Annotated in this window: 32 protein-coding genes; 17 read left to right on the top strand and 15 right to left on the bottom strand. The window is 43.7% G+C overall.

Annotation, left to right across the window (positions count from 1 at the left end; translation table 11 throughout):
* Positions 1-173 precede the first annotated feature (173 nt).
* Entirely contained in the window at positions 174-1124 is a 951-nt protein-coding gene (gene coaA / locus AAHH42_RS05165) for a type I pantothenate kinase (protein WP_342221805.1), read from the top strand.
* 11 nt (positions 1125-1135) lie between these two features.
* On the opposite strand, the gene amiC is transcribed toward coaA, so the two are convergent.
* Together amiC and AAHH42_RS05155 are read right to left on the bottom strand one after the other, a co-directional pair.
* Complete coding sequence (gene amiC / locus AAHH42_RS05160) at positions 1136-2383, bottom strand: N-acetylmuramoyl-L-alanine amidase AmiC (protein ID WP_342221804.1); 1248 nt, start codon at positions 2381-2383, stop codon at positions 1136-1138.
* Positions 2384-2402: 19 nt separating this feature from the next.
* On the bottom strand, positions 2403-2951 hold the full coding sequence (locus AAHH42_RS05155) for a chorismate mutase (protein WP_072551140.1): 549 nt from the start codon (positions 2949-2951) through the stop codon (positions 2403-2405).
* Positions 2952-3419: 468 nt separating this feature from the next.
* On the opposite strand from AAHH42_RS05155, the gene AAHH42_RS05150 reads away from it, so the two are divergent.
* From AAHH42_RS05150 to AAHH42_RS05115, 8 genes are all read left to right on the top strand, one after another.
* Complete coding sequence (locus AAHH42_RS05150; protein WP_072551139.1) at positions 3420-3803, top strand: ArsC family reductase; 384 nt, start codon at positions 3420-3422, stop codon at positions 3801-3803.
* 1 nt (position 3804) lies between these two features.
* Positions 3805-4938: a succinyl-diaminopimelate desuccinylase gene (gene dapE, locus AAHH42_RS05145; protein ID WP_342221803.1), complete on the top strand. Its 1134-nt coding sequence runs from the start codon at positions 3805-3807 to the stop codon at positions 4936-4938.
* A 427-nt stretch (positions 4939-5365) separates the two neighbouring features.
* Complete coding sequence (locus AAHH42_RS05140) at positions 5366-5536, top strand: YpfN family protein (protein WP_342222018.1); 171 nt, start codon at positions 5366-5368, stop codon at positions 5534-5536.
* 133 nt (positions 5537-5669) lie between these two features.
* Positions 5670-5849 carry an IS630 transposase-related protein gene (locus AAHH42_RS05135; RefSeq protein WP_119797570.1) on the top strand — a complete coding sequence of 60 codons (180 nt, stop codon included), beginning with the start codon at positions 5670-5672 and terminating at the stop codon, positions 5847-5849.
* A complete protein-coding gene (locus AAHH42_RS05130) occupies positions 5840-6034 on the top strand; it encodes an IS630 transposase-related protein (RefSeq protein WP_119797472.1) in 195 nt (64 codons plus the stop codon). Before AAHH42_RS05135 ends, AAHH42_RS05130 begins: the two co-directional genes overlap by 10 nt.
* Positions 5958-6425 (top strand): transposase, encoded by a 468-nt coding sequence (locus AAHH42_RS05125; protein WP_342222017.1) that lies wholly within the window; start codon positions 5958-5960, stop codon positions 6423-6425. The genes AAHH42_RS05130 and AAHH42_RS05125 overlap by 77 nt, the downstream gene beginning before the upstream one ends.
* Positions 6426-6800 carry an IS4/Tn5 family transposase DNA-binding protein gene (locus tag AAHH42_RS05120; RefSeq protein WP_342221802.1) on the top strand — a complete coding sequence of 125 codons (375 nt, stop codon included), beginning with the start codon at positions 6426-6428 and terminating at the stop codon, positions 6798-6800.
* Positions 6790-7794, top strand: a complete 1005-nt coding sequence (locus AAHH42_RS05115; protein ID WP_342221801.1) for an IS4 family transposase — start codon at positions 6790-6792, stop codon at positions 7792-7794. Before AAHH42_RS05120 ends, AAHH42_RS05115 begins: the two co-directional genes overlap by 11 nt.
* A 10-nt stretch (positions 7795-7804) precedes the next feature.
* Here the strand turns inward: AAHH42_RS05115 and AAHH42_RS05110 are convergent, their stop codons facing one another.
* From AAHH42_RS05110 to AAHH42_RS05075, 8 genes are all read right to left on the bottom strand, one after another.
* Positions 7805-8395 (bottom strand): transposase, encoded by a 591-nt coding sequence (locus AAHH42_RS05110; RefSeq protein WP_342221800.1) that lies wholly within the window; start codon positions 8393-8395, stop codon positions 7805-7807.
* Entirely contained in the window at positions 8310-8504 is a 195-nt protein-coding gene (locus tag AAHH42_RS05105; RefSeq protein WP_119797472.1) for an IS630 transposase-related protein, read from the bottom strand. The genes AAHH42_RS05110 and AAHH42_RS05105 overlap by 86 nt, the downstream gene beginning before the upstream one ends.
* 10 nt (positions 8505-8514) lie before the next feature.
* Positions 8515-8676: an IS630 transposase-related protein gene (locus AAHH42_RS05100; RefSeq protein WP_119797572.1), complete on the bottom strand. Its 162-nt coding sequence runs from the start codon at positions 8674-8676 to the stop codon at positions 8515-8517.
* A gap of 571 nt (positions 8677-9247) precedes the next feature.
* Positions 9248-12628 carry an exodeoxyribonuclease V subunit gamma gene (gene recC / locus AAHH42_RS05095; protein WP_119797571.1) on the bottom strand — a complete coding sequence of 1127 codons (3381 nt, stop codon included), beginning with the start codon at positions 12626-12628 and terminating at the stop codon, positions 9248-9250.
* A 65-nt stretch (positions 12629-12693) separates the two neighbouring features.
* The gene (locus AAHH42_RS05090) at positions 12694-13119 is read right to left on the bottom strand and encodes a prepilin-type N-terminal cleavage/methylation domain-containing protein (RefSeq protein WP_342221799.1); all 426 of its coding nucleotides are present in this window, start codon (positions 13117-13119) and stop codon (positions 12694-12696) included.
* Positions 13119-13658, bottom strand: coding sequence for a YgdB family protein (locus AAHH42_RS05085; protein WP_072551123.1), 540 nt, complete (start codon positions 13656-13658; stop codon positions 13119-13121). Before AAHH42_RS05085 ends, AAHH42_RS05090 begins: the two co-directional genes overlap by 1 nt.
* Entirely contained in the window at positions 13655-14269 is a 615-nt protein-coding gene (locus AAHH42_RS05080; protein ID WP_072551124.1) for a prepilin peptidase-dependent protein, read from the bottom strand. The genes AAHH42_RS05085 and AAHH42_RS05080 overlap by 4 nt, the downstream gene beginning before the upstream one ends.
* A gap of 448 nt (positions 14270-14717) precedes the next feature.
* Positions 14718-15212, bottom strand: coding sequence for a prepilin peptidase-dependent protein (locus AAHH42_RS05075; RefSeq protein ID WP_342221798.1), 495 nt, complete (start codon positions 15210-15212; stop codon positions 14718-14720).
* Between the two features lie 197 nt (positions 15213-15409).
* Between AAHH42_RS05075 and AAHH42_RS05070 the strand changes: the two genes are divergently transcribed.
* The 7 genes from AAHH42_RS05070 to AAHH42_RS05040 all read left to right on the top strand — a co-directional run bounded on the left by AAHH42_RS05070 (position 15410) and on the right by AAHH42_RS05040 (position 20125).
* The gene (locus tag AAHH42_RS05070; RefSeq protein WP_342221797.1) at positions 15410-15775 is read left to right on the top strand and encodes an IS630 transposase-related protein; all 366 of its coding nucleotides are present in this window, start codon (positions 15410-15412) and stop codon (positions 15773-15775) included.
* Positions 15699-16166, top strand: coding sequence for a transposase (locus AAHH42_RS05065; protein ID WP_342222016.1), 468 nt, complete (start codon positions 15699-15701; stop codon positions 16164-16166). The genes AAHH42_RS05070 and AAHH42_RS05065 overlap by 77 nt, the downstream gene beginning before the upstream one ends.
* Positions 16167-16541: an IS4/Tn5 family transposase DNA-binding protein gene (locus tag AAHH42_RS05060; RefSeq protein ID WP_342220939.1), complete on the top strand. Its 375-nt coding sequence runs from the start codon at positions 16167-16169 to the stop codon at positions 16539-16541.
* Entirely contained in the window at positions 16531-17676 is a 1146-nt protein-coding gene (locus AAHH42_RS05055) for an IS4 family transposase (protein ID WP_342221796.1), read from the top strand. Before AAHH42_RS05060 ends, AAHH42_RS05055 begins: the two co-directional genes overlap by 11 nt.
* Before the next feature lie 146 nt (positions 17677-17822).
* Positions 17823-18008 carry a hypothetical protein gene (locus AAHH42_RS05050; protein ID WP_119797565.1) on the top strand — a complete coding sequence of 62 codons (186 nt, stop codon included), beginning with the start codon at positions 17823-17825 and terminating at the stop codon, positions 18006-18008.
* A gap of 126 nt (positions 18009-18134) precedes the next feature.
* Positions 18135-19157 (top strand): IS630 family transposase, encoded by a 1023-nt coding sequence (locus AAHH42_RS05045; RefSeq protein WP_342222015.1) that lies wholly within the window; start codon positions 18135-18137, stop codon positions 19155-19157.
* 467 nt (positions 19158-19624) lie between these two features.
* Positions 19625-20125, top strand: coding sequence for a DUF2165 family protein (locus tag AAHH42_RS05040; protein ID WP_072550116.1), 501 nt, complete (start codon positions 19625-19627; stop codon positions 20123-20125).
* A 205-nt stretch (positions 20126-20330) separates the two neighbouring features.
* Here the strand turns inward: AAHH42_RS05040 and thiD are convergent, their stop codons facing one another.
* Genes thiD through AAHH42_RS14740 form a run of 3 tightly spaced genes read right to left on the bottom strand, consistent with a single transcriptional unit; the run spans position 20331 to position 21917 of the window.
* Positions 20331-21134, bottom strand: coding sequence for a bifunctional hydroxymethylpyrimidine kinase/phosphomethylpyrimidine kinase (gene thiD / locus AAHH42_RS05035; RefSeq protein ID WP_342221795.1), 804 nt, complete (start codon positions 21132-21134; stop codon positions 20331-20333).
* A gap of 51 nt (positions 21135-21185) precedes the next feature.
* Positions 21186-21746 (bottom strand): disulfide bond formation protein B, encoded by a 561-nt coding sequence (locus AAHH42_RS05030; RefSeq protein WP_072550115.1) that lies wholly within the window; start codon positions 21744-21746, stop codon positions 21186-21188.
* Positions 21747-21764: 18 nt separating this feature from the next.
* Positions 21765-21917, bottom strand: a complete 153-nt coding sequence (locus tag AAHH42_RS14740; protein WP_353962779.1) for a DUF5993 family protein — start codon at positions 21915-21917, stop codon at positions 21765-21767.
* Between the two features lie 538 nt (positions 21918-22455).
* Between AAHH42_RS14740 and AAHH42_RS05025 the strand changes: the two genes are divergently transcribed.
* A complete protein-coding gene (locus tag AAHH42_RS05025; protein ID WP_342221794.1) occupies positions 22456-22872 on the top strand; it encodes a hypothetical protein in 417 nt (138 codons plus the stop codon).
* 105 nt (positions 22873-22977) lie between these two features.
* Here AAHH42_RS05025 and rseC read toward each other — a convergent pair whose 3' ends face one another.
* A complete protein-coding gene (rseC, locus tag AAHH42_RS05020) occupies positions 22978-23421 on the bottom strand; it encodes a SoxR-reducing system protein RseC (RefSeq protein WP_072550113.1) in 444 nt (147 codons plus the stop codon).
* A gap of 32 nt (positions 23422-23453) precedes the next feature.
* The gene (locus AAHH42_RS05015) at positions 23454-24107 is read right to left on the bottom strand and encodes an RseA family anti-sigma factor (protein ID WP_342221793.1); all 654 of its coding nucleotides are present in this window, start codon (positions 24105-24107) and stop codon (positions 23454-23456) included.
* Positions 24108-24111 lie beyond the last annotated feature (4 nt).

The raw sequence follows: 24111 nt of genomic DNA, 5'->3' as shown, positions 1-24111 counted from the left end.
AAAATTAATACGTTACGCTATAACCTGCTACGTGAATTAAAAGATAATAATGCTCAGAGGATAAAAAATATCTACGCTAAAAACTTAGCTCCCTATAATATGCAGCCTGGTTTTTATCCAGGGTCGATATATAACGCCTTTCTTACATTGTACTAACAGATAGAATTTGGTTTATGATAAAAAAAGATCGATCGTTGACAATGTCTTACTTAGAATTCAATCGGACTCAGTGGGCAGCCTTGCGTAATTCGGTTCCACTCACATTAACAGAAGAAGAACTTATTAATCTTCAAGGGATTAATGAAGATTTATCATTAGAAGAAGTTGCACAAATTTACCTTCCTCTATCACGTTTGCTTAATTTTTATATCAGCTCTAACTTACGTCGTCAGGCGGTGCTGGAACAATTTTTGGGTAGTGATGGGCAGAAAATTCCTTATGTTATTGGCATCGCTGGCAGTGTTGCTGTCGGTAAAAGTACTACGGCGCGTCTATTACAAGCATTGCTGAGTCGTTGGCCGGAGCATCGGTGTGTTGAACTTGTTACTACCGACGGTTTTCTTCATCCCAATAACGTGTTGCATGAACGTGGTTTAATGAAAAAAAAAGGTTTTCCTCAGTCCTATGATATGCATAATTTAGTCAATTTTATTGCTGAAATTAAATCAGGATCCTGTCAGGTAAGGGCTCCGGTTTATTCACATCTAATGTATGACGTAGTGCCCGATGGTAATAAACTCGTTAAACAGCCCGATATTCTTATATTAGAAGGATTGAATGTGCTACAAAGTGGGATGGATTATGCTCATGATCCCCACCATGTATTTGTTTCTGATTTTGTTGATTTTTCAATCTATGTCGATGCACCTGAAAATTTATTAAAAAACTGGTATATCAATCGGTTCCTTAAATTCAGACAGGGTGCGTTTGCTAATCCAGATTCTTATTTTCACCACTACGCTCGGTTGTCAGAAGAGGAGGCAATTAAGATAGCCACCCAATTATGGGATGAGATAAATGGATTGAACCTAAAACAAAATATTCTACCCACCCGTGAACGGGCTAGCCTGATCATGAAGAAAAGTGCTAATCATGCGGTGGAAAGTGTGCGGCTCAGGAAGTAACGGTTATTTTATTACAGCCGGGCTGCTGCCCCACCATTAGCAAAATAAGCCTTAATACCCGCAAATACGGATTCAGCTATCTGTTGCTGGAAGTGGCTAGTACGTAATTTTCGTTCTTCCTCAAGATTACTGATAAATGCGGTTTCTACGAGGATAGATGGGATATCCGGTGCTTTTAATACCGCAAATCCTGCCTGTTCAACACGGGTTTTATGTAATTTATTGATCTTGTCCATGCGTTTGAGCACTTCTTTACCAAATTTCACACTATCCTTGATAGTCGCGGTTTGTAGCAAATCAATCATCGTGTGATCCAGGTAGTGATCACCACTCTTGCTGACTCCACCTATCTGATCTGCTTCGTTTTGTGTTTGTGCTAAAAAACGTGCCGCAGTACTGGTCGCACCTTTGGTTGAAAGCGCAAATACCGATGATCCTTTAGCTGCGCGATTGGTGAAAGCATCTGCATGCAAAGAAACAAAGAGGTCAGCACGTAGCTTGCGTGCTTTAGCGACACGGACGGTTAAGGGAATAAAAACATCTTCATTACGAGTCATATAAACTTGCATATTGGGTTCTCGCTGTATCAGCGTCCGCAACCGCCGGGCTATCTGTAGCACAACATCTTTCTCGCGGGTCTTATTTTTGCCGATGGCACCAGGATCTTCTCCACCGTGCCCAGGATCAAGCATAATGACAATCGGTCGATCGCGACCCGCCTTACCTGCTGATGGTGATTTATCCGGCAGGGTGCGTTCTAAATTACCTCTATTGTAATCTTCCAACAAAGCTAATAGTGGATCGTCTTCTGTTGTCACGCCAGCGACAGGATAAAGATCAACTACCAAACGATGGTGAAATTTCGCAATAGATTTCAAGGTAAAAAGCTGTGGACTGATACCTTGTTTAAGTTCGAGCACCAAACGCAATGTATTTTTATTAAACTGACCTACTCGTATCCGCTTGAGATAGGGATCGGCTGATCGAACCTGGCTATTGATCTCCTTAAGCACTCCGTTTAAATGTAAACCTTCAATATCAATGACAATCCGATCCGGTTTAGACAACAGGAATTGCCGGTATCTGAGAGGGATATTCGATTCTAATGTAACCCGCGTATAGGTTGATGAAGGCCAAATCCGTACCGCAATAATCTGTGCAGGGGCGGCGAACCCAATTTTGCTGACACTCAGCATCCAACTTGCTGCTATAGCCTGTAACAGACGGCGACGCTCAGGATTATAAATTGAATTTGCCATGATACTCCCAAGGTCATTATTACGTCAGTTTTGCTGCTTTTAGCTTTACTGTTTGCAGTGCGGTGAAAATTCGTTCTTTGTCGGCATCACTTAGCTTAGGCTCATCGACGATTTGCATGAGTCTGTCACGGGAGACTTGATCGAAGCCGATATTAGCAGATAATCTTCGCCGTAATTCTTTAATTAATAAATCACTTGATAGCGCAATATCTGCGCGTATTTCTTCCAATTTTCTTGGCTGCCAGTCTATTTGTGGTGTTGTCAACCAATCTGCACGGTAACGATATTGAATGACTTTAGCAGTCTCCATCAATGCAGTAAAAAGTGGCTTAACGGAATCCGCATCCAAATGGTTCGCCTCCGCTGTTCTCATTGCTTTCTGTAGCACTTTTTGTTCTTGCCTGAGATCCTCAACCGCTAGATGCTTGATAGCTTTATCAGCTGCCACTTCTTTCATATAGGATAATCGTTGATCAATTAGCGAAAATACTTTATCCATTTCACTGGCATTGACCGAAAAAATTGTCATACAACTCACCAACATCCAAATTTTCAAAATTCTTGGCATTATTTTTCCTCATTAATAGACTTCTTGCATAACCGGCTGCGTGGTGTGAATTCGGCGTTACGTGGTGCTCGCAATCCTCATGTATTCGTATGTTAACGAAGGTCTCTGCACGCTTTGACTTCATATAACGAATGACGGTTTCCGCAGGAAGTCTAATATAGCCAATAGAAATTATCAGCCCCCGTAATGCAAGTTTATCTCATGTCAGTTAGCTGTGGGTAAGGAAAATCAAAGATAGCCTGCTAGATTTGTCTATCATTTTCCCGCATTATAGGCTACTGGTTTCGCGTGTTCTTTTGAGAGCCTGTTCGAGATCTACTGCATTCGCTGATACTTCGTCAGAAATGGGTTCGGAATGCTTATTTGCTTCCTCGGTATCGTATATAAAAAGTGACTGCGTTTTTTCGCCTATTTTCTTGTCTGAGCATTGCTCATGACGATTTCGAATAGGCTCTAGAGGATATTTCCATGTTTAATACCACGGCAAAAATTCGGTACCGTCTTTATGGCATCAGAAATTGCGCTACCATTCAAAAAGCACGCGCCTGGTTGGACGATCATGCTATTGCTTATAAATTCCACGATTATCGTGTTGATGGGTTAACAGCGGAACGTCTGCAAGATTTTATTGATACTCTGGGATGGGAATCTCTGCTAAATACCCGCGGTACTACCTGGCGTAAATTAAGTGAGGCAGAGCGTGCGGTGGTGATTGACGCCAGCGCAGCCAAAGCTTTGATGCTGGCACAGCCTGCGCTGATTAAACGACCTTTGTTGGAAGAATATTCCGGTAGAGTACTGCTTGGTTTTGATCCTGCTAGCTATCAACAGTTTTTTTCCGAGGCGTCATGATATGAGTTGTCCGGTCATTGAGCTCGCCAGACAATTAATTAAACGTCCATCGCTTAGCCCAGCAGATGAAGGTTGCCAGACGTTACTCATGGAACGCCTGGAGCAGATTGGTTTTAACATCGAACCGATGGATTTTGCTGATACTAAGAATTTTTGGGCATGGCATGGTCATAGTAGTGAGGAGACATTAGCTTTTGCTGGGCATACCGACGTTGTACCGACCGGTGATGAACGTCAGTGGATCAATCCACCGTTTGAACCTACGATCCGCGATGGGATGCTTTACGGTCGTGGTGCTGCCGATATGAAAGGTTCACTGGCTGCGATGGTGGTTGCTGCTGAGCGTTTTGTCGCTGCAAGGCGTAATCATGGTGGTCGCCTGGCGTTTTTGATTACCTCAGATGAAGAAGCCAAGGCGACCAACGGCACGGTCAAAGTGGTCCATGCGTTAATGGAGCGCAACGAACGACTGGATTATTGTTTGGTTGGCGAACCTTCTAGTATGCAGTGTGTTGGCGATGTAGTTAAAAATGGTCGGCGTGGATCCATCAGTGCCAATTTGCTGATCCGTGGCGTACAAGGACATGTTGCTTATGCTCATCTGGCGGATAATCCGATTCATCGTGCACTACCTGCTTTACAAGCACTGGTGGCGACGGAGTGGGATCGAGGCTATCAATCTTTTCCTGCTACCAGTATGCAAATCACGAATATACAAGCCGGTAATGGCAGCAGCAATGTTATCCCCAGTGAACTATTGGTGCAGTTTAATTTTCGTTTCAGCCCAGCACTGACCGATACACTGATCAAAGAACAGGTAGAAGCGTTACTGACTAAGCATCAGTTAACTTACGACATTGATTGGGTGCTTTCTGGTCAGCCATTTCTGACGAACGAAGGAAAGTTGCTCGAGACAGTGATCAAGGCTGTGGAGTATTACAGTGAAATCACACCACAGTTGCTCACCACGGGGGGTACATCCGACGGTCGTTTTATTGCTTTAATGGGTGCACAGGTGGTAGAGCTTGGACCCGTTAATGCCACCATCCATAAAGTGAATGAATGTGTTAAGGCTGCTGATTTACAATTACTGAGCCGTATTTATCAACGGATTATGGAGAAAATTCTTAAATAGACCTCTTGCATAAACTGCTGTGTGGTGTGAATTCGGCGTTACGCGGTGCTCGCAATCCTCATGTACTTGTATGTAGCGCGCAGTGACTGCACGCCAGGTACTTTGACTTCATACCGCACGTGATGGTTTTTCAAGAAATCTAATGCTAGACCATCTGAGCTATCGACCTTTAGAGCCTATTCGAAATTTCTTATGTTCGCTGATATTTTATCAAAAAGTGAGTTCAAAATGCTCATTGACTCCCTTTTGTTGTGTACAAAGAGTAGACTGCGTTTTTTCGCCCATTTTTTCCTCGTCTGAGCACAGCGAAAAAGATTTGGAACAGGCTTTTAGCCGTTCAAACGGGGTCTTTGCTGACGCCAGCTGTCCTGCTGTCGTGGAAAAAGCCATGTTAAAAAAGGGTAAAGATATGGGTTTCTTAGGAGATCTGCTCTGGTTGAAAGATTATTGGTGGGTGATATTGATTTTGCTGGTGGGCGTTATTTTAAATGCTATCAAAGCATTATACCGGCTTGATTACAAAAGTTATCTGAAAAATAAACCGCAATTACCTCCTCATCGTGATAATAATGCCGAGTGGGACGACGATAAAGATTAAGAATTGAATGACATCAATAGACTTTTTTCCTAATAGTGGCTCGGTGCCTATTGAGCAACAATGGGTGCCATATAGCGTAACGTATTAATTTTGATTACAATGTATAGCTAAATTATTTAACAGGGAGTTAGCGATGAGCCACTCTGTCGATTTTCGCCGTAAAGTTCTGGGTATTCGAGAGCAAGAAAACTTGAGTATCAGAGAGACCGCTAAACGCTTCCACATTGGTTCAGCTTCCGTTACCCGCTGGCTCAGTCGTATCGAGGTTAAACCTTCTTCCCCCGTCGGCGTAAGCTTGATAAAGTGGCGTTAGCTGAAGATGTTGCACTTTATCCCGATGCTTACCAACGGGAACGGGCGGCGCGCTTTCAGGTGTGCCAGAAAGCCATTTGGCAGGCACTGAAAAACCTGGGCGTCACCTATAAAAAAAACCCTGCGTCATCCCAAGGCAGACGAAGAGACACGGCGCGCCTTCCAGGACACGATAGCCTGCTATAAAAAGCAGGGAAAACCGGTCGTTTATCTGGATGAAAGCGGTTTCGCACACGATATGCCACGAACCCACGGTTATGCTGCACGAGGTCAACGCTGTTGGGGTACCCAGGATGGGCAGGCCAAGGGCCGAACAAATGTCATTGGCGCGTTACTGGGAACCGTCCTGATGGCGGTCGGATTATTTTTTTGTTCCATTAACAGTGATGTTTTTTACGCCTGGGTTACCCAGCGCCTTTTGCCTACTCTTCCTCCTCATTGTGTCATCGTGATGGATAACGCCAGTTTCCACAAACGTCTCGACATTCAGCAGGCTATCAGTAAAGCCGGGCATCGGATTGAATATCTCCCTCTCTACTCACCTGATCTCAATCCTCACTTTTACCCACAACGTTGAATGAAAAATGATTCAGGTGAAATTGGATTATTGGTAGAGTCAATAGTTAAATCAGGAAACAGGCACATGAAAACAGTAACGGGTAATGGGAATGAGTGGATCCGGGAAGAATTTCATCAAATTGATTTCGGAGATAAACGCCTTAAAGAGCGTTTTTTTGAAACAGCGGGCTTCTTATCATCAAAAGCGTCAGGTTCAATTTACCCAAGCTGTCATGGCTCCTGGTCACAGGCCACAGGAGCTTATCGATTTTTTAGCAATGAGAGAGTGAGCGAGAGCGCGCTATTCCGTACACATTGTGTGCAAACACAAAAACGTCTGGAGGGGCATTCACTGGTTTTTTTCTCTTCAGGACAGATCAGAGTTGGACTTTGACACACATAAAAAGACAGAGGGGTTGGGAAGTATATCTAAAGCCTATCACAAACATAAAATGGGGTTGATGCTTCATGCAAGTTTGATGGTAACTCAGGAGGGCTTGCCGCTTGGGTTATCCTCGCTTAAATGCTGGTCACGTGTTTCCCGAGAGGAACCCCCTCAGGAAAAACAGCGGCGGCTTTATCAATCGACAATGAAAGAGAAAGAAAGTATTAAGTGGATAGAGACCCTCTACGAGACAGCGGCGCTGATACCCAAAGATACCTGCTTAATCACGCTGGGAGACAGAGAAGCGGATATTTTCGAACTTTTTCGGGTTGCAAGCTCACTAAAAACATTTTTTATTATCCGCAACCGGAAAGACAGAAAATTTATCGATGAAAAGGGGAAAAAAACAACGGTGCAAACCGCCTTGTCAAAGACGCCGATTTTAAAAACCATAGCACTCACCCTGCCCAAAAATCAGCAAAGGGTAGCAAGAACGGCTTATGTGGATATTCGCTCCATTTCAGGCTGGCTCCCCATTAGAAATAATCTAGTTTATGGGCCTACCAATAAAGACGCTTCACGGCATATCCATGAAAAGGTTCACGTATCTGCCATCAGTGTTAAAGAACAGCCTCCTCCAGAAGGAGTAGCGCCTGTCGAATGGGTATTATTGACCCATTTGACGGCCACTGACGCCTTTGAAGCAGAAGAGAAAGTGAATTGGTATAGACTGAGATGGAAGATAGAAGAGTTCTTCAAAACACTGAAATCAGGATGTTGTGTTGAACAATGTCGTTTAAATACGGCAACCAAACTAACGAAAATGATCACCCTCAAAAGCATTATCGCCTTCAAACTGATGTATATGACCAAAATGGCAGCGTTGTGTCCTGAGGCTACCTGCACCGATGTGTTGTCAAAGATAGAATGGCAAAGCTGTATTGCAGAATACAGACAACAAGCCGCCTTCCCGAGCATCCCCCCACAGTGCTTCAGGCAATAACATGGCTGGGTCAATTGGGAGGATTTCTTAACCGACGTGCCGAGGGTTTACCGGGAATAATGTCGCTTTGGCGAGGGTATGAGATCCTGCAAGAAAATGTGAGATTGTTCATTATTCTTAATAACAAAAATTGTGGGTAAAAGTGAGGATTGAGAGCAGGTGAGTAGGGAGTGAGATATTCAATCCGATGCCCGGCTTTACTGATAGCCTGCTGAATGTCGAGACGTTTGTGGAAACTGGCGTTATCCATCACGATGACACAATGAGGAGGAAGAGTAGGCAAAAGGCGCTGGGTAACCCAGGCGTAAAAAACATCACTGTTAATGGAACAAAAAAATAATCCGACCGCCATCAGGACGGTTCCCAGTAACGCGCCAATGACATTTGTTCGGCCCTTAGGCTGCCAATCCTGGGTACCCCAACAGCGTTGACCTTGTGTAGCATAACCGTGGGTTCGTGGCCTATCGTGTGCGAAACCGCTTTCATCCAGATAAACGACCGGTTTTCCCTGCTTTTTATAGCAGGCTATCGTGTCCTGGAAGGCGCGCCGTGTCTCTTCGTCTGCCTTGGGATGACGCAGGGTTTTTTTTATAGGTGACACCCAGGTTTTTCAGTGCCTGCCAAATGGCTTTCTGGCACACCTGAAAGCGCGCCGCCCGTTCCCGTTGGTAAGCATCGGGATAAAGTGCAACATCTTCAGCTAACGCCACTTTATCAAGCTTACGCCGACGGGGGGGAAGAAGCTTTAACCTCGATACGACTGAGCCAGCGGGTAACGGAAGCTGAACCAATGTGGAAGCGTTTAGCGGTCTCTCTGATACTCAAGTTTTCTTGCTCTCGAATACCCAGAACTTTACGGCGAAAATCGACAGAGTGGCTCATCGCTAACTCCCTGTTAAATAATTTAGCTATGCATTGTAATCAAAATTAATACGTTACGCTATATGATTGACCGCGCAATGCAGGCACGTTGGTCATGGAACCCCTCTCGGAAACCAAAGCGGACCCACATTCTCATGGGTTTCGAGCAGGAAGAGCTACAGCAGACGCCATAGCTGCACGATTTAATTTTGATTGCCTAACGGATACATTGAGGAATAAATATACGGAGTGGCTCATATTTTGTGTGCTAATCAAAACTACCGACCTCAGCAAGCATTCATTTCATGTCTACGGCCAAGATAAATCTGGAAAACCATAGATTTTCATTAGGCAACAAATCTAATAAAATAATTTTAAAAATTTATTTGAAATTTCTTGTGCTTCAGTCTGATATTTTGTCAAAAACGAGCTCAAGATGCTCATTTACTCCCTTTTGTTATACAAAAAGAGTAAACTGCGCTTTTTCGCTCATTTTTTCCTCGTCTGAATGTTGTTCAAGAAGATTTCAAACAGGTTTTGATAAATTTAAAAGACGAGTGTACTGTGTCCAGGGTGGATTTGATGAAAATAACTAGCGTCGAATTAGGTTATGGCGAGCTATTGGCAATAAATAGCGTTCGGTTTCCTGCAAGATAATTTGTAGATATTCGTCATCCATCACCCGTAAAATACGCTGGATATAAGGATCTTTTCTTTCCCCTGTGTCCTGTTGTAGATTGCCTTGCCACGTTTGTAGTAATTTTTCTTTGGCTTTAGTTTGTGTTTTTTCATCCCAACAAATTTGTCCGGTTTCTGCATCAAAACAGTGTGTTAGCCATGTCCAACCACTTTTGTATAATAGCAATAGTGGTTGGCTCATTCCTCGCTGATATCCAGTATATAAAAGTTGCAAGTAACGTTGTGCGTCAGATTGCAATAAAGGCTCAAACCGCCAAATGGTTCCCTTACAACCATACATCCGACTTTCAGCATTACCTCCAGCTAGGCAATAAACGAGGTGTTCCAACCAAAGTAATAATCCATCCACAGCCGTTAATTTTGTTGGTCGCCAGCGGAGTAATCCATCAGCTTGCACTCGATGTAGCCAGCCAACTAATCTGGTTTCTCCCATATCAATATCCAGTTCCAAACTGTGATATCCACCACGCTCACTGCGGATTTGTTCCGCAAGCGGTGCTATTTCTTTTTGCTGACTCTGCCAGTATATTTCTCCAAAAGAACCATAAGGCAAAGTACCTGAGGCCTTGGATCGGGCAAAGAATTTGCCAATGTCTTCCTGTTCTATCAAGGTATTCAAAAATAGAGTATTAAATTGATAACGCGCTAAATCATCCAGGGTGAAAGGTTCCTCAGCAGATAATTCCGTTTCTTCAATCGTAAAGTTTACGCCAAGGCGTAATTGGAAGAAAGTACGTACTGGATGGCGGTAAAAACGCATCAAATCATCCAAAGTTAACTCAGTTAGTGGCTCCATCACTAGGGGGCGATTAAAATCAGGATATGCTTGACCACAGGTTTGTGCTGCCGGTAACCATTCTGCCGCATAACTTTGTTGTTCACTGCCAATGATAAAATTGTCCGCGGCAAAGGGATCTCGTGTATGCCACCTGATGATATGCTGAGCCACACGTTGAGCACTGTCATCAGCATTGAGGTCTTCGTCTCCCGGTAGATGATAACTTTGTGTTAGATAGTCAAGGAGTTCACTGACCAGGACTGAGGGATAACGTTCACTGTTATCCTGAATAGAGTTGCCAATATAACTAATATAGAACTGCTGTTGCGCGGATACTAATGCTTCAAGAAAAAGGTAACGATCATCATCCCGACGGCTGCGATCACCTCTTTGTGTTTGCTGTGCCATTAAATCAAAGCCCAGTGGTGGTACTGTCCTGGGGTAGATCCCATCGTTCATACCTAATAAACAGACAATTTTAAAAGGAATTGAACGCATTGGCATTAGTGTACAAAAATTAATTGATCCCGCCAAAAAGCGCTGACTTATCCTTTCGTTATCAAAGTGTGCTATCAAATCGTCTCGCAATAAGGTGATAGATATATTGTCAGGATATTGCGCTGCCGTACCATAGTTGATAATTTTTTGCCATTGCTGTTCTATTAATACCAGAATCTCTTCATTATCTTCAGAACGTTCGAAGAAGGTATCGAGCAACTGTTGGCATAGAGGCAACCATGCCACTAGAGTACGCGCGCTGGCTAGCTGTTGGCGCCATGAACTGAGTTGCATGAGCATTTCTGCTAGCTGCCCAACCAGTTCAGCGGCCAAACCACTCGATTCATCATAAGGTAATATTCCTTGCCAATCACCGGCGTTACTCTCCATAGCATAGCCTAAAAGCATACGGGTTAATCCAAACTTCCAGGTATGCTGACCCGTTGGTGGCAGAGAAAGTTGCCGCACATTATCATCATCCAACCCCCAACGTATCCCCGCTTCCTCTACCCATTGGCGTAAGTGACGTAATTCACCTTCATCGATACCAAATTTTTTTGCCAAACTATCAACTTCCAATAGCACTAATACTTGTTCTGAAGTGAAGCGACTTTGTGGTAAATCAAGCAGTGTAATAAATGCCTGCAACACAGGATGAACTTGACTAGATTTGCGATCTGAGATAGCAAAGGATAAGTAGCGCTCAGTAGTCGCGTTACCAAATACGGCCTGGATATAAGGGGTATAATTATCAATATCGGCCACCATCACAATGATGTCACGTGTTGTCAATTGTGGATCCGCTGCCAATAATCCCAGTAGCTGATCCTGTAAAACTTCTACCTCCCGCTGTGGGCTATGGCAGACATGTATGCTGATTGAGTGATCTTGTGGATCTAATAACCGTTTTTGATCACTACGAGTGAGGGTTTCCACAGTAACACCAATGATGGCATGATCTTCCAGCTCTAGAATATCGTGCTGCATTGTATGCAACAGGTTATCGGGTTCAACATCTACAAAGGCATGAACCTCTTGAATATCGTCAAGTTGTGACAATAAATACATATGGTCTCGACCTAATCGTCCCCAAGAGGCAAGCAAGGGATTACTGAGGTTTTGTTGACCTTCAGCATTAAATAATTCAGTCGCCGACTGTGGATTACGAAATAAATTGGGTGATAAAGATCCTTGAAAATGGCGTCGTTTGCGGCTTTCTAGCTTAGCAAGAAGAGTATAATCCTGGATATCACCCCAAAAATAGCGACAAGGATTGGTAAACATCAAATGAATTTCAATATGCTTACCTAAGGCTTGTAAAGCTTGCAAATAGATAGGAGGTAGTGCAGAAATGCCACAGATAAACACTCGCTTAGGTAAACCCGGGGGATACATATCGTTTTCATGTAATCTGCAGATAAAACGCTGATAAAGATTAGCTCGATGCCATTCGGGTTGTTTAAGCTGACGCGTATATTGCGTCAATTCCGCCCACAAAGGTGCCTGCCATTGTTGCACATCACTGAGCCCATCAATCAGCTGTCCACCTTCCCATTTTTTCAACCATTCAGGACGATAGACCAAATATTGATCAAAAAGATCGGCTACCCGTGTTGCCAATTGATGAATTTTTCGCTTTTCACTGTCATCACTGAGATAACGTTGCATTGCAGCAAAAGCGGGTCTCTCAAGTAGAGTAGGCAGTAACCACATTAATTTCCATGTCATTGCCTTTTTGCTAAAAGCACTCTCTTTAGGAATACCAGGCAGTACCTTGGTAAACATATCCCAAATAAAGGTTGCAGGCAGAGGAAACTGAATATTCGCCGCGATACCGAATTGTTGTGCTAACTGAATCTGTAGCCATTGTGCCATACCTGGGCTTTGTACCAGTATCACCTCTTGCTGAAAGGGATCCTTCAAGGGTTCGTGTTCTATCAGTACGGCAGTCAGCTCTTTTAATATATCTAGTTGATTAGAATAGTAAACCGTGAACATTACAGCTCCCATAAGGTGAGGTGAATACCACGTGTCGCACAGTTGATTTCAAACAGGCTCTTGAATTATTCCTGCGTGTCACAGAGCCAACGGTTCAATTCAACCTGTTGCTTTTGTGGTGTGATCACTTTGACATTTAATTTTACGCAACTTTCATTAATACGATCTGCATTATGAGTATATTGCCAACCCAAGGCTGGTTTTGGTAGTCTGGACTCGGAAAATGGGAAATCACCGTTTGCCAGAATCTCGATGTTTTGCTGAGCAAGTGACCACGCTTGCTTGAGCTGCCGTTGACGATGGAAACCCTGTAACAATGTCTGCTGGTATTGTAATAGCCCCAACAAAGATACCGAGAATAACAAAGCCGCAATAACGATTTCGGGTAGACTGAAGCCCTTTTGGTATTTGGCGGGTATTTGTTTTATCTCTAGCCGAGGCTGCGGATGTTTTACTCGCAACCGCCACTCACGATTATAAAAAGTTACCACTAATCGACACAAAATTCTTCATCCTTTTCGGGACAAAAATCTAACCACCGGTTTGTAACCTTCATAACCCGTTGCTCATTCATTTTTGGCATATTTCTCTTCCGGATATCCATAACGGCAGAGTGCGTGGTTTCATAAATGACTTGCTGGTACAAAACAATTTTCCGAGGTTTATGACCTGTCAGTGACCCTTCCCCTTTTAGCAGTGCACTTTCTCCTTTTAGCCAGAATGTTCCAGAAGTGATCATTGCTTTGATACAAGCTTTCAACCCGTGGGGTTGCTGTATTGCACAATGCCATTTTCCGCGCTGTCCAGTGCTGCTATGTTGTAGCAATCTCAACGGCCAACTGTGGCTGAGCCCCCAGTTTAGCGATGAAGCCGCTTGATTATAAGCTCGGAGATAGAACTGTTGGTCTTGAGTGATACGCATAGCACGATTCAATTGGTGATGTAGTCCCATTAGCAAAAATAAACTCAGCGTAAAAAATACCGCTACTGCCAATAGCGTACTACTACCCTGTTGATAAACTGATCTCATAAATTTTTACCATGAATTACGCTGTTTATCTCAAGCTGGACTGCCGGATCTCTTATTGAGTTCGCTGCAAGTTGCAATTTAAATAGATTCCCTGATGTGAGATCGCCTACAGGTGTTACGGTAAAATGGGTCACTTTTATTTCTTGTGGATCAAATAGTTTTTCCCAACCATTGCCAAAACAGTTTCTCTCTCCACGCTGTGCCTCTAAAGCTCCATGACGCAATCGGTAACCAAAATATTCAGACTTCGTATGTCCTTCGTCCTCCCAATGACCATTGCGATTAAGGTCATAAGCAACGATCATACAGGAGTTTTTCATTTCGCCTCGATCTTGACTAAAGGCTATTGCAGACCCAGAACACTGTTGATGACAGAAACCAGCCCGCCGTACATCTTTTTCGATAGTAAGCATAACTTGTCGCATTGCCTGCTCAAGACGGTAGTGCTGATATACGGTTGCAACTTGTTTGTGAAACTGTGGATAAATCTTGGCGGCGCTCAATACAATCAAACTGCCAAAACTCAACGCTAGCATGACCTCCGGTAAGGTAAACCCCATAGGGGGGTGATAGTGATGAATTTGTATGCAATCTGATTTTTTCTCTATCATGATAAATTAGCTCCTTTTCTAGGCTAGTTACAGCTTCCTCAGTTTCATCTTCGCGGCCACCGCTTTTCGTGCCTGTGGTGTTGTAAATAGACTTCTTGCAAAACCTACTACCTGCATGGTGAATTTTACGTTACGCGGTGCTCGCAATCCTCATGTATTCGTATGCATAGCTGCACGATTTAATTTTGATTGCCTAACGGATACATTGAGGAGTAAATCTACGGAGTAGCTCATATTTTGTGTGCTAATCAAAATTAAATTGCGCAGTTATATATTCATCACTACTCAACACACTGGAAAAATTAGATTATTTAATAGTACGCAACATTATGATTTTTATTAAAAATTGATAATATTCTTCTAAACACAAAAACCAGTATCTTCAGGTACAAATGGACGTACACAGTGACTATTGTGCGCCATAACGAACAACGGCTATGTAAGAAGTCTAATGACATCGTCCGATACCTGCTATCGATTTATCTTCACTGCACAACCTCATCCTGCCTCGGTTTGATATGACCAACCGGATACGCCCGGCTGAATTGACGAGAGTAAAATGACCCGGTTGCGCCGTGTTACGCCGACCATAAAACCCCATCTCATTTTGCGCAGTCGCACTCAATGAAATATTTCCAGATGGAATAAAGACGTTATCCGTTCTTCCTTCACAGGCCGCTGCTAATATTTCTCTACTGCCAAGACACCCACGACCAGAATGTTGCACCCATAACAAAATAGTATGATTATGCCAGTCAGCATCAGCTTTAATCCGGGTCAGGAAAGCTAACAGTTGCTGGGCGTTAGTCACCAACTGTTCTCGTTGTTGATGACGATACCAACCCTGCCTTCCCCACGTCACCATTAAACCCACCAGAAACATGACGAGAAGTAATTCGATCAGGCTGACGCCCTGTTGTTTTATTGCAATGGGAGATTTCATAGTTCGAGTTTAGATCGTATACATTTCAACGCTAGTGCTGAAAATGAAGGTGTGGAAACCACTCGCAAATTATTCAGTGAGTTTTCAATAGTAGATTACCTATTTGCGAGTGGAGTCACACTATCGGCAGCACTTATAGCGTAACGTATTAATTTTGATTACAATGTATAGCTAAATTATTTAACAGGGAGTTAGCGATGAGCCACTCTGTCGATTTTCGCCGTAAAGTTCTGGGTATTCGAGAGAAAGAAAACTTGAGTATCAGAGAGACCGCTAAACGCTTCCACATTGGTTCAGCTTCCGTTACCCGCTGGCTCAGTCGTATCGAGGTTAAACCTTCTTCCCCCCGTCGGCGTAAGCTTGATAAAGTGGCGTTAGCTGAAGATGTTGCACTTTATCCCGATGCTTACCAACGGGAACGGGCGGCGCGCTTTCAGGTGTGCCAGAAAGCCATTTGGCAGGCACTGAAAAACCTGGGCGTCACCTATAAAAAAAACCCTGCGTCATCCCAAGGCAGACGAAGAGACACGGCGCACCTTCCAGGACACGATAGCCTGCTATAAAAAGCAGGGAAAACCGGTCGTTTATCTGGATGAAAGCGGTTTCGCACACGATAGGCCACGAACCCACGGTTATGCTGCACGAGGTCAACGCTGTTGGGGTACCCAGGATGGGCAGCCTAAGGGCCGAACAAATGTCATTGGCGCGTTACTGGGAACCGTCCTGATGGCGGTCGGATTATTTTTTTGTTCCATTAACAGTGATGTTTTTTACTCCTGGGTTACCCAGCGCCTTTTGCCTACTCTTCCTCCTCATTGTGTCATCGTGATGGATAACGCCAGTTTCCACAAACGTCTCGACATTCAGCAGGCTATCAGTAAAGCCGGGCATCGGATTGAATATCTCACTCCCTACTCACCTGCTCTCAATCCTCACTTTTACCCACAACGTTGAATGAAAAATGATTCAGGTGAAATTGGATTATTGGTAGAGTCAATAGTTAAATCAGGAAACAGGCACATGAAAACAGTAACGGGTAATGGGAATGAGTGGATCCGGGAAGAATTTCATCAAATTGATTTCGGAGATAAACGCCTTAAAGAGCGTTTTTTTGAAACAGCGGGCTTATTATCATCAAAAGCGTCAGGTTCAATTTACCCAAGCTGTCATGGCTCCTGGTCACAGGCCAAAGGAGCTTATCGATTTTTTAGCAATGAGAGAGTGAGCGAGAGCGCGCTATTCCGTACACATTGTGTGCAAACACAAAAACGTCTGGAGGGGCATTCACTGGTTTTTTTCTCTTCAGGACAGATCAGAGTTGGACTTTGACACACATAAAAAGACAGAGGGGTTGGGAAGTATATCTAAAGCCTATCACAAACATAAAATGGGGTTGATGCTTCATGCAAGTTTGATGGTAACTCAGGAGGGCTTGCCGCTTGGGTTATCCTCGCTTAAATGCTGGTCACGTGTTTCCCGAGAGGAACCCCCTCAGGAAAAACAGCGGCGGCTTTATCAATCGACAATGAAAGAGAAAGAAAGTATTAAGTGGATAGAGACCCTCTACGAGACAGCGGCGCTGATACCCAAAGATACCTGCTTAATCACGCTGGGAGACAGAGAAGCGGATATTTTCGAACTTTTTCGGGTTGCAAGCTCACTAAAAACATTTTTTATTATCCGCAACCGGAAAGACAGAAAATTTATCGATGAAAAGGGGAAAAAAACAACGGTGCAAACCGCCTTGTCAAAGACGCCGATTTTAAAAACCATAGCACTCACCCTGCCCAAAAATCAGCAAAGGGTAGCAAGAACGGCTTATGTGGATATTCGCTCCATTTCAGGCTGGCTCCCCATTAGAAATAATCTAGTTTATGGGCCTACCAATAAAGACGCTTCACGGCATATCCATGAAAAGGTTCACGTATCTGCCATCAGTGTTAAAGAACAGCCTCCTCCAGAAGGAGTAGCGCCTGTCGAATGGGTATTATTGACCCATTTGACGGCCACTGACGCCTTTGAAGCAGAAGAGAAAGTGAATTGGTATAGACTGAGATGGAAGATAGAAGAGTTCTTCAAAACACTGAAATCAGGATGTTGTGTTGAACAATGTCGTTTAAATACGGCAACCAAACTAACGAAAATGATCACCCTCAAAAGCATTATCGCCTTCAAACTGATGTATATGACCAAAATGGCAGCGTTGTGTCCTGAGGCTACCTGCACCGATGTGTTGTCAAAGATAGAATGGCAAACGCTGTATTGCAGAATACAGACAACAAGCCGCCTTCCCGAGCATCCCCCCACAGTGCTTCAGGCAATAACATGGCTGGGTCAATTGGGAGGATTTCTTAACCGACGTGCCGAGGGTTTACCGGGAATCATGTCGCTTTGGCGAGGGTATGAGATCCTGCAAGAAAATGTGAGATTGTTCATTATTCTTAATAACAAAAATTGTGGGTAAAAGTGAGACCTCAATCCCATTGAACATCAATGGGCACAAGCCAAAAGCAAAAGAAGGAACTTAAATTGCAGCCTTGACGCCTTATTCTCTCAATATAGTGCATAATCATTATTATGTCGTTCAGCCATAAACAGGAAGGAGAGTCTGTGAGACGTTACAAAACAGCTCAGTTGGTGCGTGAGGCAGGCATAGAAAGCAAGCAACGCCGGCATCGTTATAAATTCACGGGTAAAGAAGCTTGTTATACGCCTAATCAAGTAGAGTGTGGCGATGTGACCTACATTGGTGATATATACACCAGGAAAAATGCGGCCAGTATAAAAGTAGCCTGATTAAGACAAATACCTTCCTATGAATTTTACTGTATGTAGGATGATGTTTTCTGTCATCAGACGGTTTATACCCGTGATCAATGAAGATGCTTGATTTTGAAGTCGATAAGGATCATGCTCATAGCCATGAAAATAGAGCTGACTGCTGACCAGAAAATTACCCTCGAAGCCCAACATCGTCAAAGCCATGACCGCCGTGTCTGTGACAGGATCCGGTGTGTTTTGTTGTCCGCAGACGGCTGGACTCCCCCTATGATTGCTCACTCACAGCTCATTAATGAAACCACGGTGCGGCGCCACCTTACAGACTATCATAAACTCAACAAGCTCAAGCCTGAAAATGGCGGCTCCGATGGCTATCTCAATGCGGAACAGACCACGTCGCTGGTTGAACATCTCACCCAGCCGCTCTACCACCACAATCACCAAATTGTGGCGTATATCGCTGGACGCTGGAACATCACCTTTACCGTATCAGGTCTGTATAAAGGGTTGAAGCAGCATGGCTTTAGCTATAAAAAGCCGAAAGGTGTTCCGCATAAATTTGCCGTTGAGAAACAGCAGCAATTTATAAAGACCTACAGCGAATTGAAAGACGCCGCGGGTAATGACCCCATACTGTTTATTGATGCCGTTCATCCGACACAAGCCACCAAAATAAGCTACGGCTGGATACGAAAAGGCCAGGATAAAACGATAGAGACCACCGGGAGCAGAACGCGGTTGAATATCATGGGAGCCTTGAACATCCAGAATGTGGCTAACCCCATAATCCGTGATGATGAGACGATTAACAGCGAAAATGTGGTTCACTTCCTGTCTGCCATTCGCGTGCATTATCCCATCACGACAACGGCACATGTGATCCTCGAGGGTGCAGGCTATCACCGTTCACAGCTTGTGCAAGACGCCGCGCTTACGTTGAATATCCAGCTTCATTACCTTCCGCCGTATAGCCCGAATCTAAACCCGATAGAGCGATTGTGGAAGGTGATGAATGAGCAAACACGAAACAATAGATATTACCCATCTAAACAGAGTTTTAAGAACGATATCTTAAACTTCTTTGAAGTGAAGCTACCACAAATGGCAAGTTCTCTGGTATCTCGCTTAAACGATAATTTCCAGGCGCTAAATCCTGCATCTTGATTTCACTTGGGTATATATAAAATAGATGGCAAATAACCACACAAATTACGGAAATAAGAATAGATTGATATAAAATATCGCTCATTAGGATAAGCACGGAATACATAACGACTGTATTATCGGTTTAAAAAACTTTATGAGCAGGGAGGTTAGGCTGCACTTGTGGAGTTTCATAAGACGATGAAAAATGAGTGCTATAAAGTGATGTTTCGGCGTAAAATTTATTCATCACTGGAAGAAATTAAGGATGACAGATACCCAATGAATTTCGAGTGGCAAGGCGGCAATTAATCGAATCCCAGGAGTGTACAGGTAGTACATGACTGGGATGAGTTTGAGCCATTACAAAAATCGAGCTTAGTTTTTAACATTTCATAAGGGGTTTTTCCAGCGTGTGCTTTCTGGGCTTAGTGACATCTAGAACCCCTATAAACAAATCAAAAAAACGACACCATGGAGAATGCATTATGAAGACCGTCCGCTTTTCAAAAATAGTGATGGCGTTAATGATTGTTTCGTTCGCTTTTATGATCACATTGAATAACATTCTTGACTACCGTACCAATTATGCTTTTGTGCAACATGTGTTAAGTATGGATACGACTTTTCCGAACAATACACTAATGTACCGTGCTATCACTAGCGAGAGTCTATGGCATTTTAGCTATTGGTTAATCATCGCTGGAGAAGGTTTAATCTGTCTATTTTTTCTGATGGGTAGTCTGGCGCTTTGGCGCGCACGCTATGGTACGGCAGAGGTATTCCATCACGCAAAAAAGTGGATTTATGTCGGCGCGACAATGGCAATGTCGGTCTGGTTTTTTGGCTTTATGGTGATAGGTAGCGAATGGTTTTTAATGTGGCAATCACGTGAATGGAAGGGGCAAGAAGCGGCATTCCGGTTTTACATGAGCGTACTCGGGGTGTTGATTTACATCAATCAGAGGGATAGAGATATTTCTTTATGAAAAAGGCGTGTTTCCATAGACTTGTTGCCTAATAGTGGCTTGTTGCTTATTAAGCAACAATGCGCGCCATAGAAGATAGAAGGGCCTCTAAGCGATTTTTTCGCACAAGCTAATGCAAAACGTCCCCCTAAAAATGACTAAAAAATATTTGTTTCTTGATTAGGCAGCATCTCATGAAAATTTATAATGGATTCTGGCACCACTACTACCACCAATGATGAAAATGATGTACCGGGCCAATCCCTTTGCCGACCTCTAGACTGTCTGCCTGTAACAATGCCTGTTGTAGGTAATCTTTAGCTATTTGGACACTATCTTGCCAATTATCATGCCTGGGCCGTAATGCTGCTAATGCTGCCGATAAAGTACAACCCGTACCATGTGTATGACGCGTTTTCACCCGAGCACAAGCAAAACGGTATTCACCTCCTTCGCTGGTAAATAACCAGTCAGGGCTTTCGTCGCTATTTAGATGACCTCCTTTTATTAATACGTTTTTGCATCCTAAATCCAATAATCTCTGCCCCTGTTCACACATTTGCTTTTCATTTTTCGCAATTGGACAATCCAGCAATATCGCGGCTTCCGGCATATTTGGCGTCACCAGGGAGACCTGTGGTAACAGATATTGCTTGATGGCTTCTACGGCCGTTAGCGGCAATAACGGATCACCACTTTTAGCCAACATCACGGTGTCCAGTACCACAAAACCAAGGGAATTATCACGTAATTTTTCAGAGACAATCCGTACGATAGATTCATTGGCCAGCATACCTATTTTAGAGGTATCGATACGCACATCATTTAGCACTGAATCTAATTGGGCTGATACAAATTGGGGATCGACAGCACAAATTGCTTGCACACCAAGGGTATTTTGCGCAACCAATGCGGTGATTACACTGGTGCCATAGGCTCGTAACGCAGAAAAAGTTTTTAGATCTGCCTGAATGCCAGCACCACCACTAGGGTCGGTTCCTGCAATGGTGAGCGCGTTGATGCGTTTCAAAGGATCGAGGTCTCCATCATGTGTCTATGAAATTCGCTGTGTCAGTACTCTTTATTGAATTAACTGGTACTTTACTGGATTTGCGGCGCATAGGCCACCAGCGCATTCAAAAACAGTGGAAACTGCATTACAGAATACCAATAGCGCAAAAACTACTATGATTACCCGACCCGTTTTATTCAGTATGGGGATAGACTCAGTGTTATCAAAAAATCTGTTATCAGAAAATTGACAGTCGAAAAACAGCATCACGGCAGCTCCTATGATAATCACTGAAAACAGGATAAATGCCCATGTATAAAAATGCATACCGAGGATAATATGACCATATGCACCTGTCCCTGGGATAATATGCAACAAAATTTGCCGGCCAGAGATAATGGTACCAACGACAGCACTCAGAATTGTTAGAGCATAATGGCTGGGTCGTGGGCCAAAGCGTATATTAAGAGCCAATCCTATCCCTACACCGGCAAACCCAATACGTTGCAACAAGCAAAGCGGGCAGGGAATATCGTGAAAAATAATTTGGTCAATGAATGCGATTAGCAATACAACGCCAATTGTGCTAAGTCCGAGCAGATTTAATTTGCATGCAACAGAAGGTGACATCGTGCATTCCTTTTATACTCAGAGGGGGACATTAAGTGAACCAGAAGTATGTAACCGGAATAGGACGAGAGTTAACACAGTGGCGATCAACCAGAAGAAAAGTGCAGCTCGTCGTTTCCCATTTAGAATGAAAACCAGTCCACCGGCATAGAACAGAAATGGTAACGCCATCATCAGGTTATTCCTTATCAACTGATTGCAAATTTATCTCCCGAGTATAGTAGAAAATATTGACGCTTATTAGAAAGCTATTACACCCGCTGATACTTCATCGAAAATGATCTCAACATGCGTGGTGTAACTACGTTTTTTCGCCAATTTTCCTTGTCTGAGCATCGCCTATGACGATGTCGAATGGTTTCCTGGAGTTTATGTGACATTACTGAGTGGCATGAGCTCTACTTTGTCTTAACACTGACCGTGGATGATGACGGAGTATAAAATCATGATGAATTGTCATCTCTGTAAACAGGCCGCACTGTGTTTTTTTTGACATGAGGAAGTGATTATTTTAGAGTGCGGCAGCTTTTCTGTATGGGACTAAGCTTGGGGCAAAAGTACGAGGCAATTGGAATGTCTGTTTTTTTAATGACTACAAGTTAAGTAATAGGTTGCAATTCGTTTACCTTTAAAACTGGCTTTAGGTTGGTTTTTTTCTTGTGGAAAGAGGTTTCTAGCAAAGGTTTATTTTTTTATTGAGGAACGATAGATGAAAAAATGGAGTATTTTAGCGATGGTTTCAGCAGTGATGTTAAGCGGCTGTGCGACAATAGTCGGTAAGGATACGCAATTGGTTCAGGTTAACAGTGATCCAGCAGGTGCTCACTTTGCAATAAAGGATGAGACAGGCCAGTTAGTGGCACAAGGAACGACACCTCAGGGAGTGACACTGGAAAAATCTGATGGTAGTTACTTTGGTAAGAGAAACTATCAAATTACTTTTTCAAAAGACAAATACCAACCCACAACTTTACCCATTAGAGCCAGTGTAAACGGCTGGTATATTGGTGGCAACGTCCTGTTTGGTGGTTTGATTGGATGGCTGGTAGTCGATCCTTTCCACGGTGGTATGTATACATTGCGCCCGAAAGAAACGAAACCCGCTATGGTGCCCAGTGCCCATTGAAGTTGAGGTCTTATTACTAATTCGAAACCTGTTACATTCACTGACACTTCGTCATAAATGATCTCAACATGTTTATTATATGGGGTGCTACGGTTTCACAAGAAGTTATGACTTGGGTGGTGAACCGATTTGCAGTATCACCGGTCGATAGGTACTACTGGTAGCTATTTTTTCTGCAAATCGGCGAGCCACTGTAAAACAACCGACACCGCCAATGAGCGCACCCAAAGCAGCAATAGCATCGTTGGAAAATGAAGCCTGACAAACAGTAGCGCCGATAATTAAGCCCAATAAAGGTGTCAGGTAAATGAGCAAAGCAGAACGTAATACACTGCTTCCACGGATACCGACCTCTACTCGCTGACCTGGTTGCAAAGCCTGCGCTATCGGTATCTGCAGTCGATGTTCCGGCCGTGAAAAAAACTCATCCAACAGTGCTTTTCCACACCCCCCCGATGAATTGCAGCGCTTGCATCCTGTACGCGGTTGATAACTTAGCAAGGCCATCCCTTGTTGCCATGATATCACTGTAGCCCATTCTTTCATCATACTTAAACCTTCAAATGAACCTTTTGCGAGATCTATTGTGTTGCCAATTGAGTGTCAGGGGCATGAACAGAGGTCGGTAACGGCTCCAGCCTGACAAAGGGTATGTGTTGGTCCAACCCAAATCCTTGTTCCACACGTTTACGTTGTTTTTGTACTTGTTGTTGTTGGCTATCGCCAAAAGTTCCATCGACAGGAACACCGAAACTAACCGGTGAAGCTTTACCTCCCATCATTGGCAAAGTATTAAATACTGGAGATTCTGGTTGTAAATTTAACATTGCCGGTTGATTACGTTGTTGGCTATATTGTTGAACACCGACAACTACCGCCAGGCAAACGCAGGCGGCCACGGCAACTTGAGTCACCTGGCTTGCCCAGGGGCAAACTTTTTGCCAATGCCAGCCGGATGGTCGTGGTTGATGTTCAGGCACACCAGCAGGGTTCAAAGGCACAACGGTCGCTTTTTCTCCTTCTTGCGCGTCGACGATTTTAATCACCTGCGCAACGGAATGGGCAATATCTATATGCAGCATCGCGCCCACGGCCTGATCTCTGCATAGAACACCACGGATCATGTGGTAACGTTGCCAACGTTGCTGAAGTTCGTCATCCTTTAATAAAGAATCTATCAGCTTAGTATCGAGAATTTCTCCATCCATCAAGGCGGAAAGCTTTTCTTTCTGCATGATT

This window comes from Candidatus Fukatsuia endosymbiont of Tuberolachnus salignus (genome assembly GCF_964030845.1).
GTDB lineage: Bacteria > Pseudomonadota > Gammaproteobacteria > Enterobacterales > Enterobacteriaceae > Fukatsuia > Fukatsuia symbiotica.
This window is presented reverse-complemented; position numbering and strand designations above follow the sequence as displayed.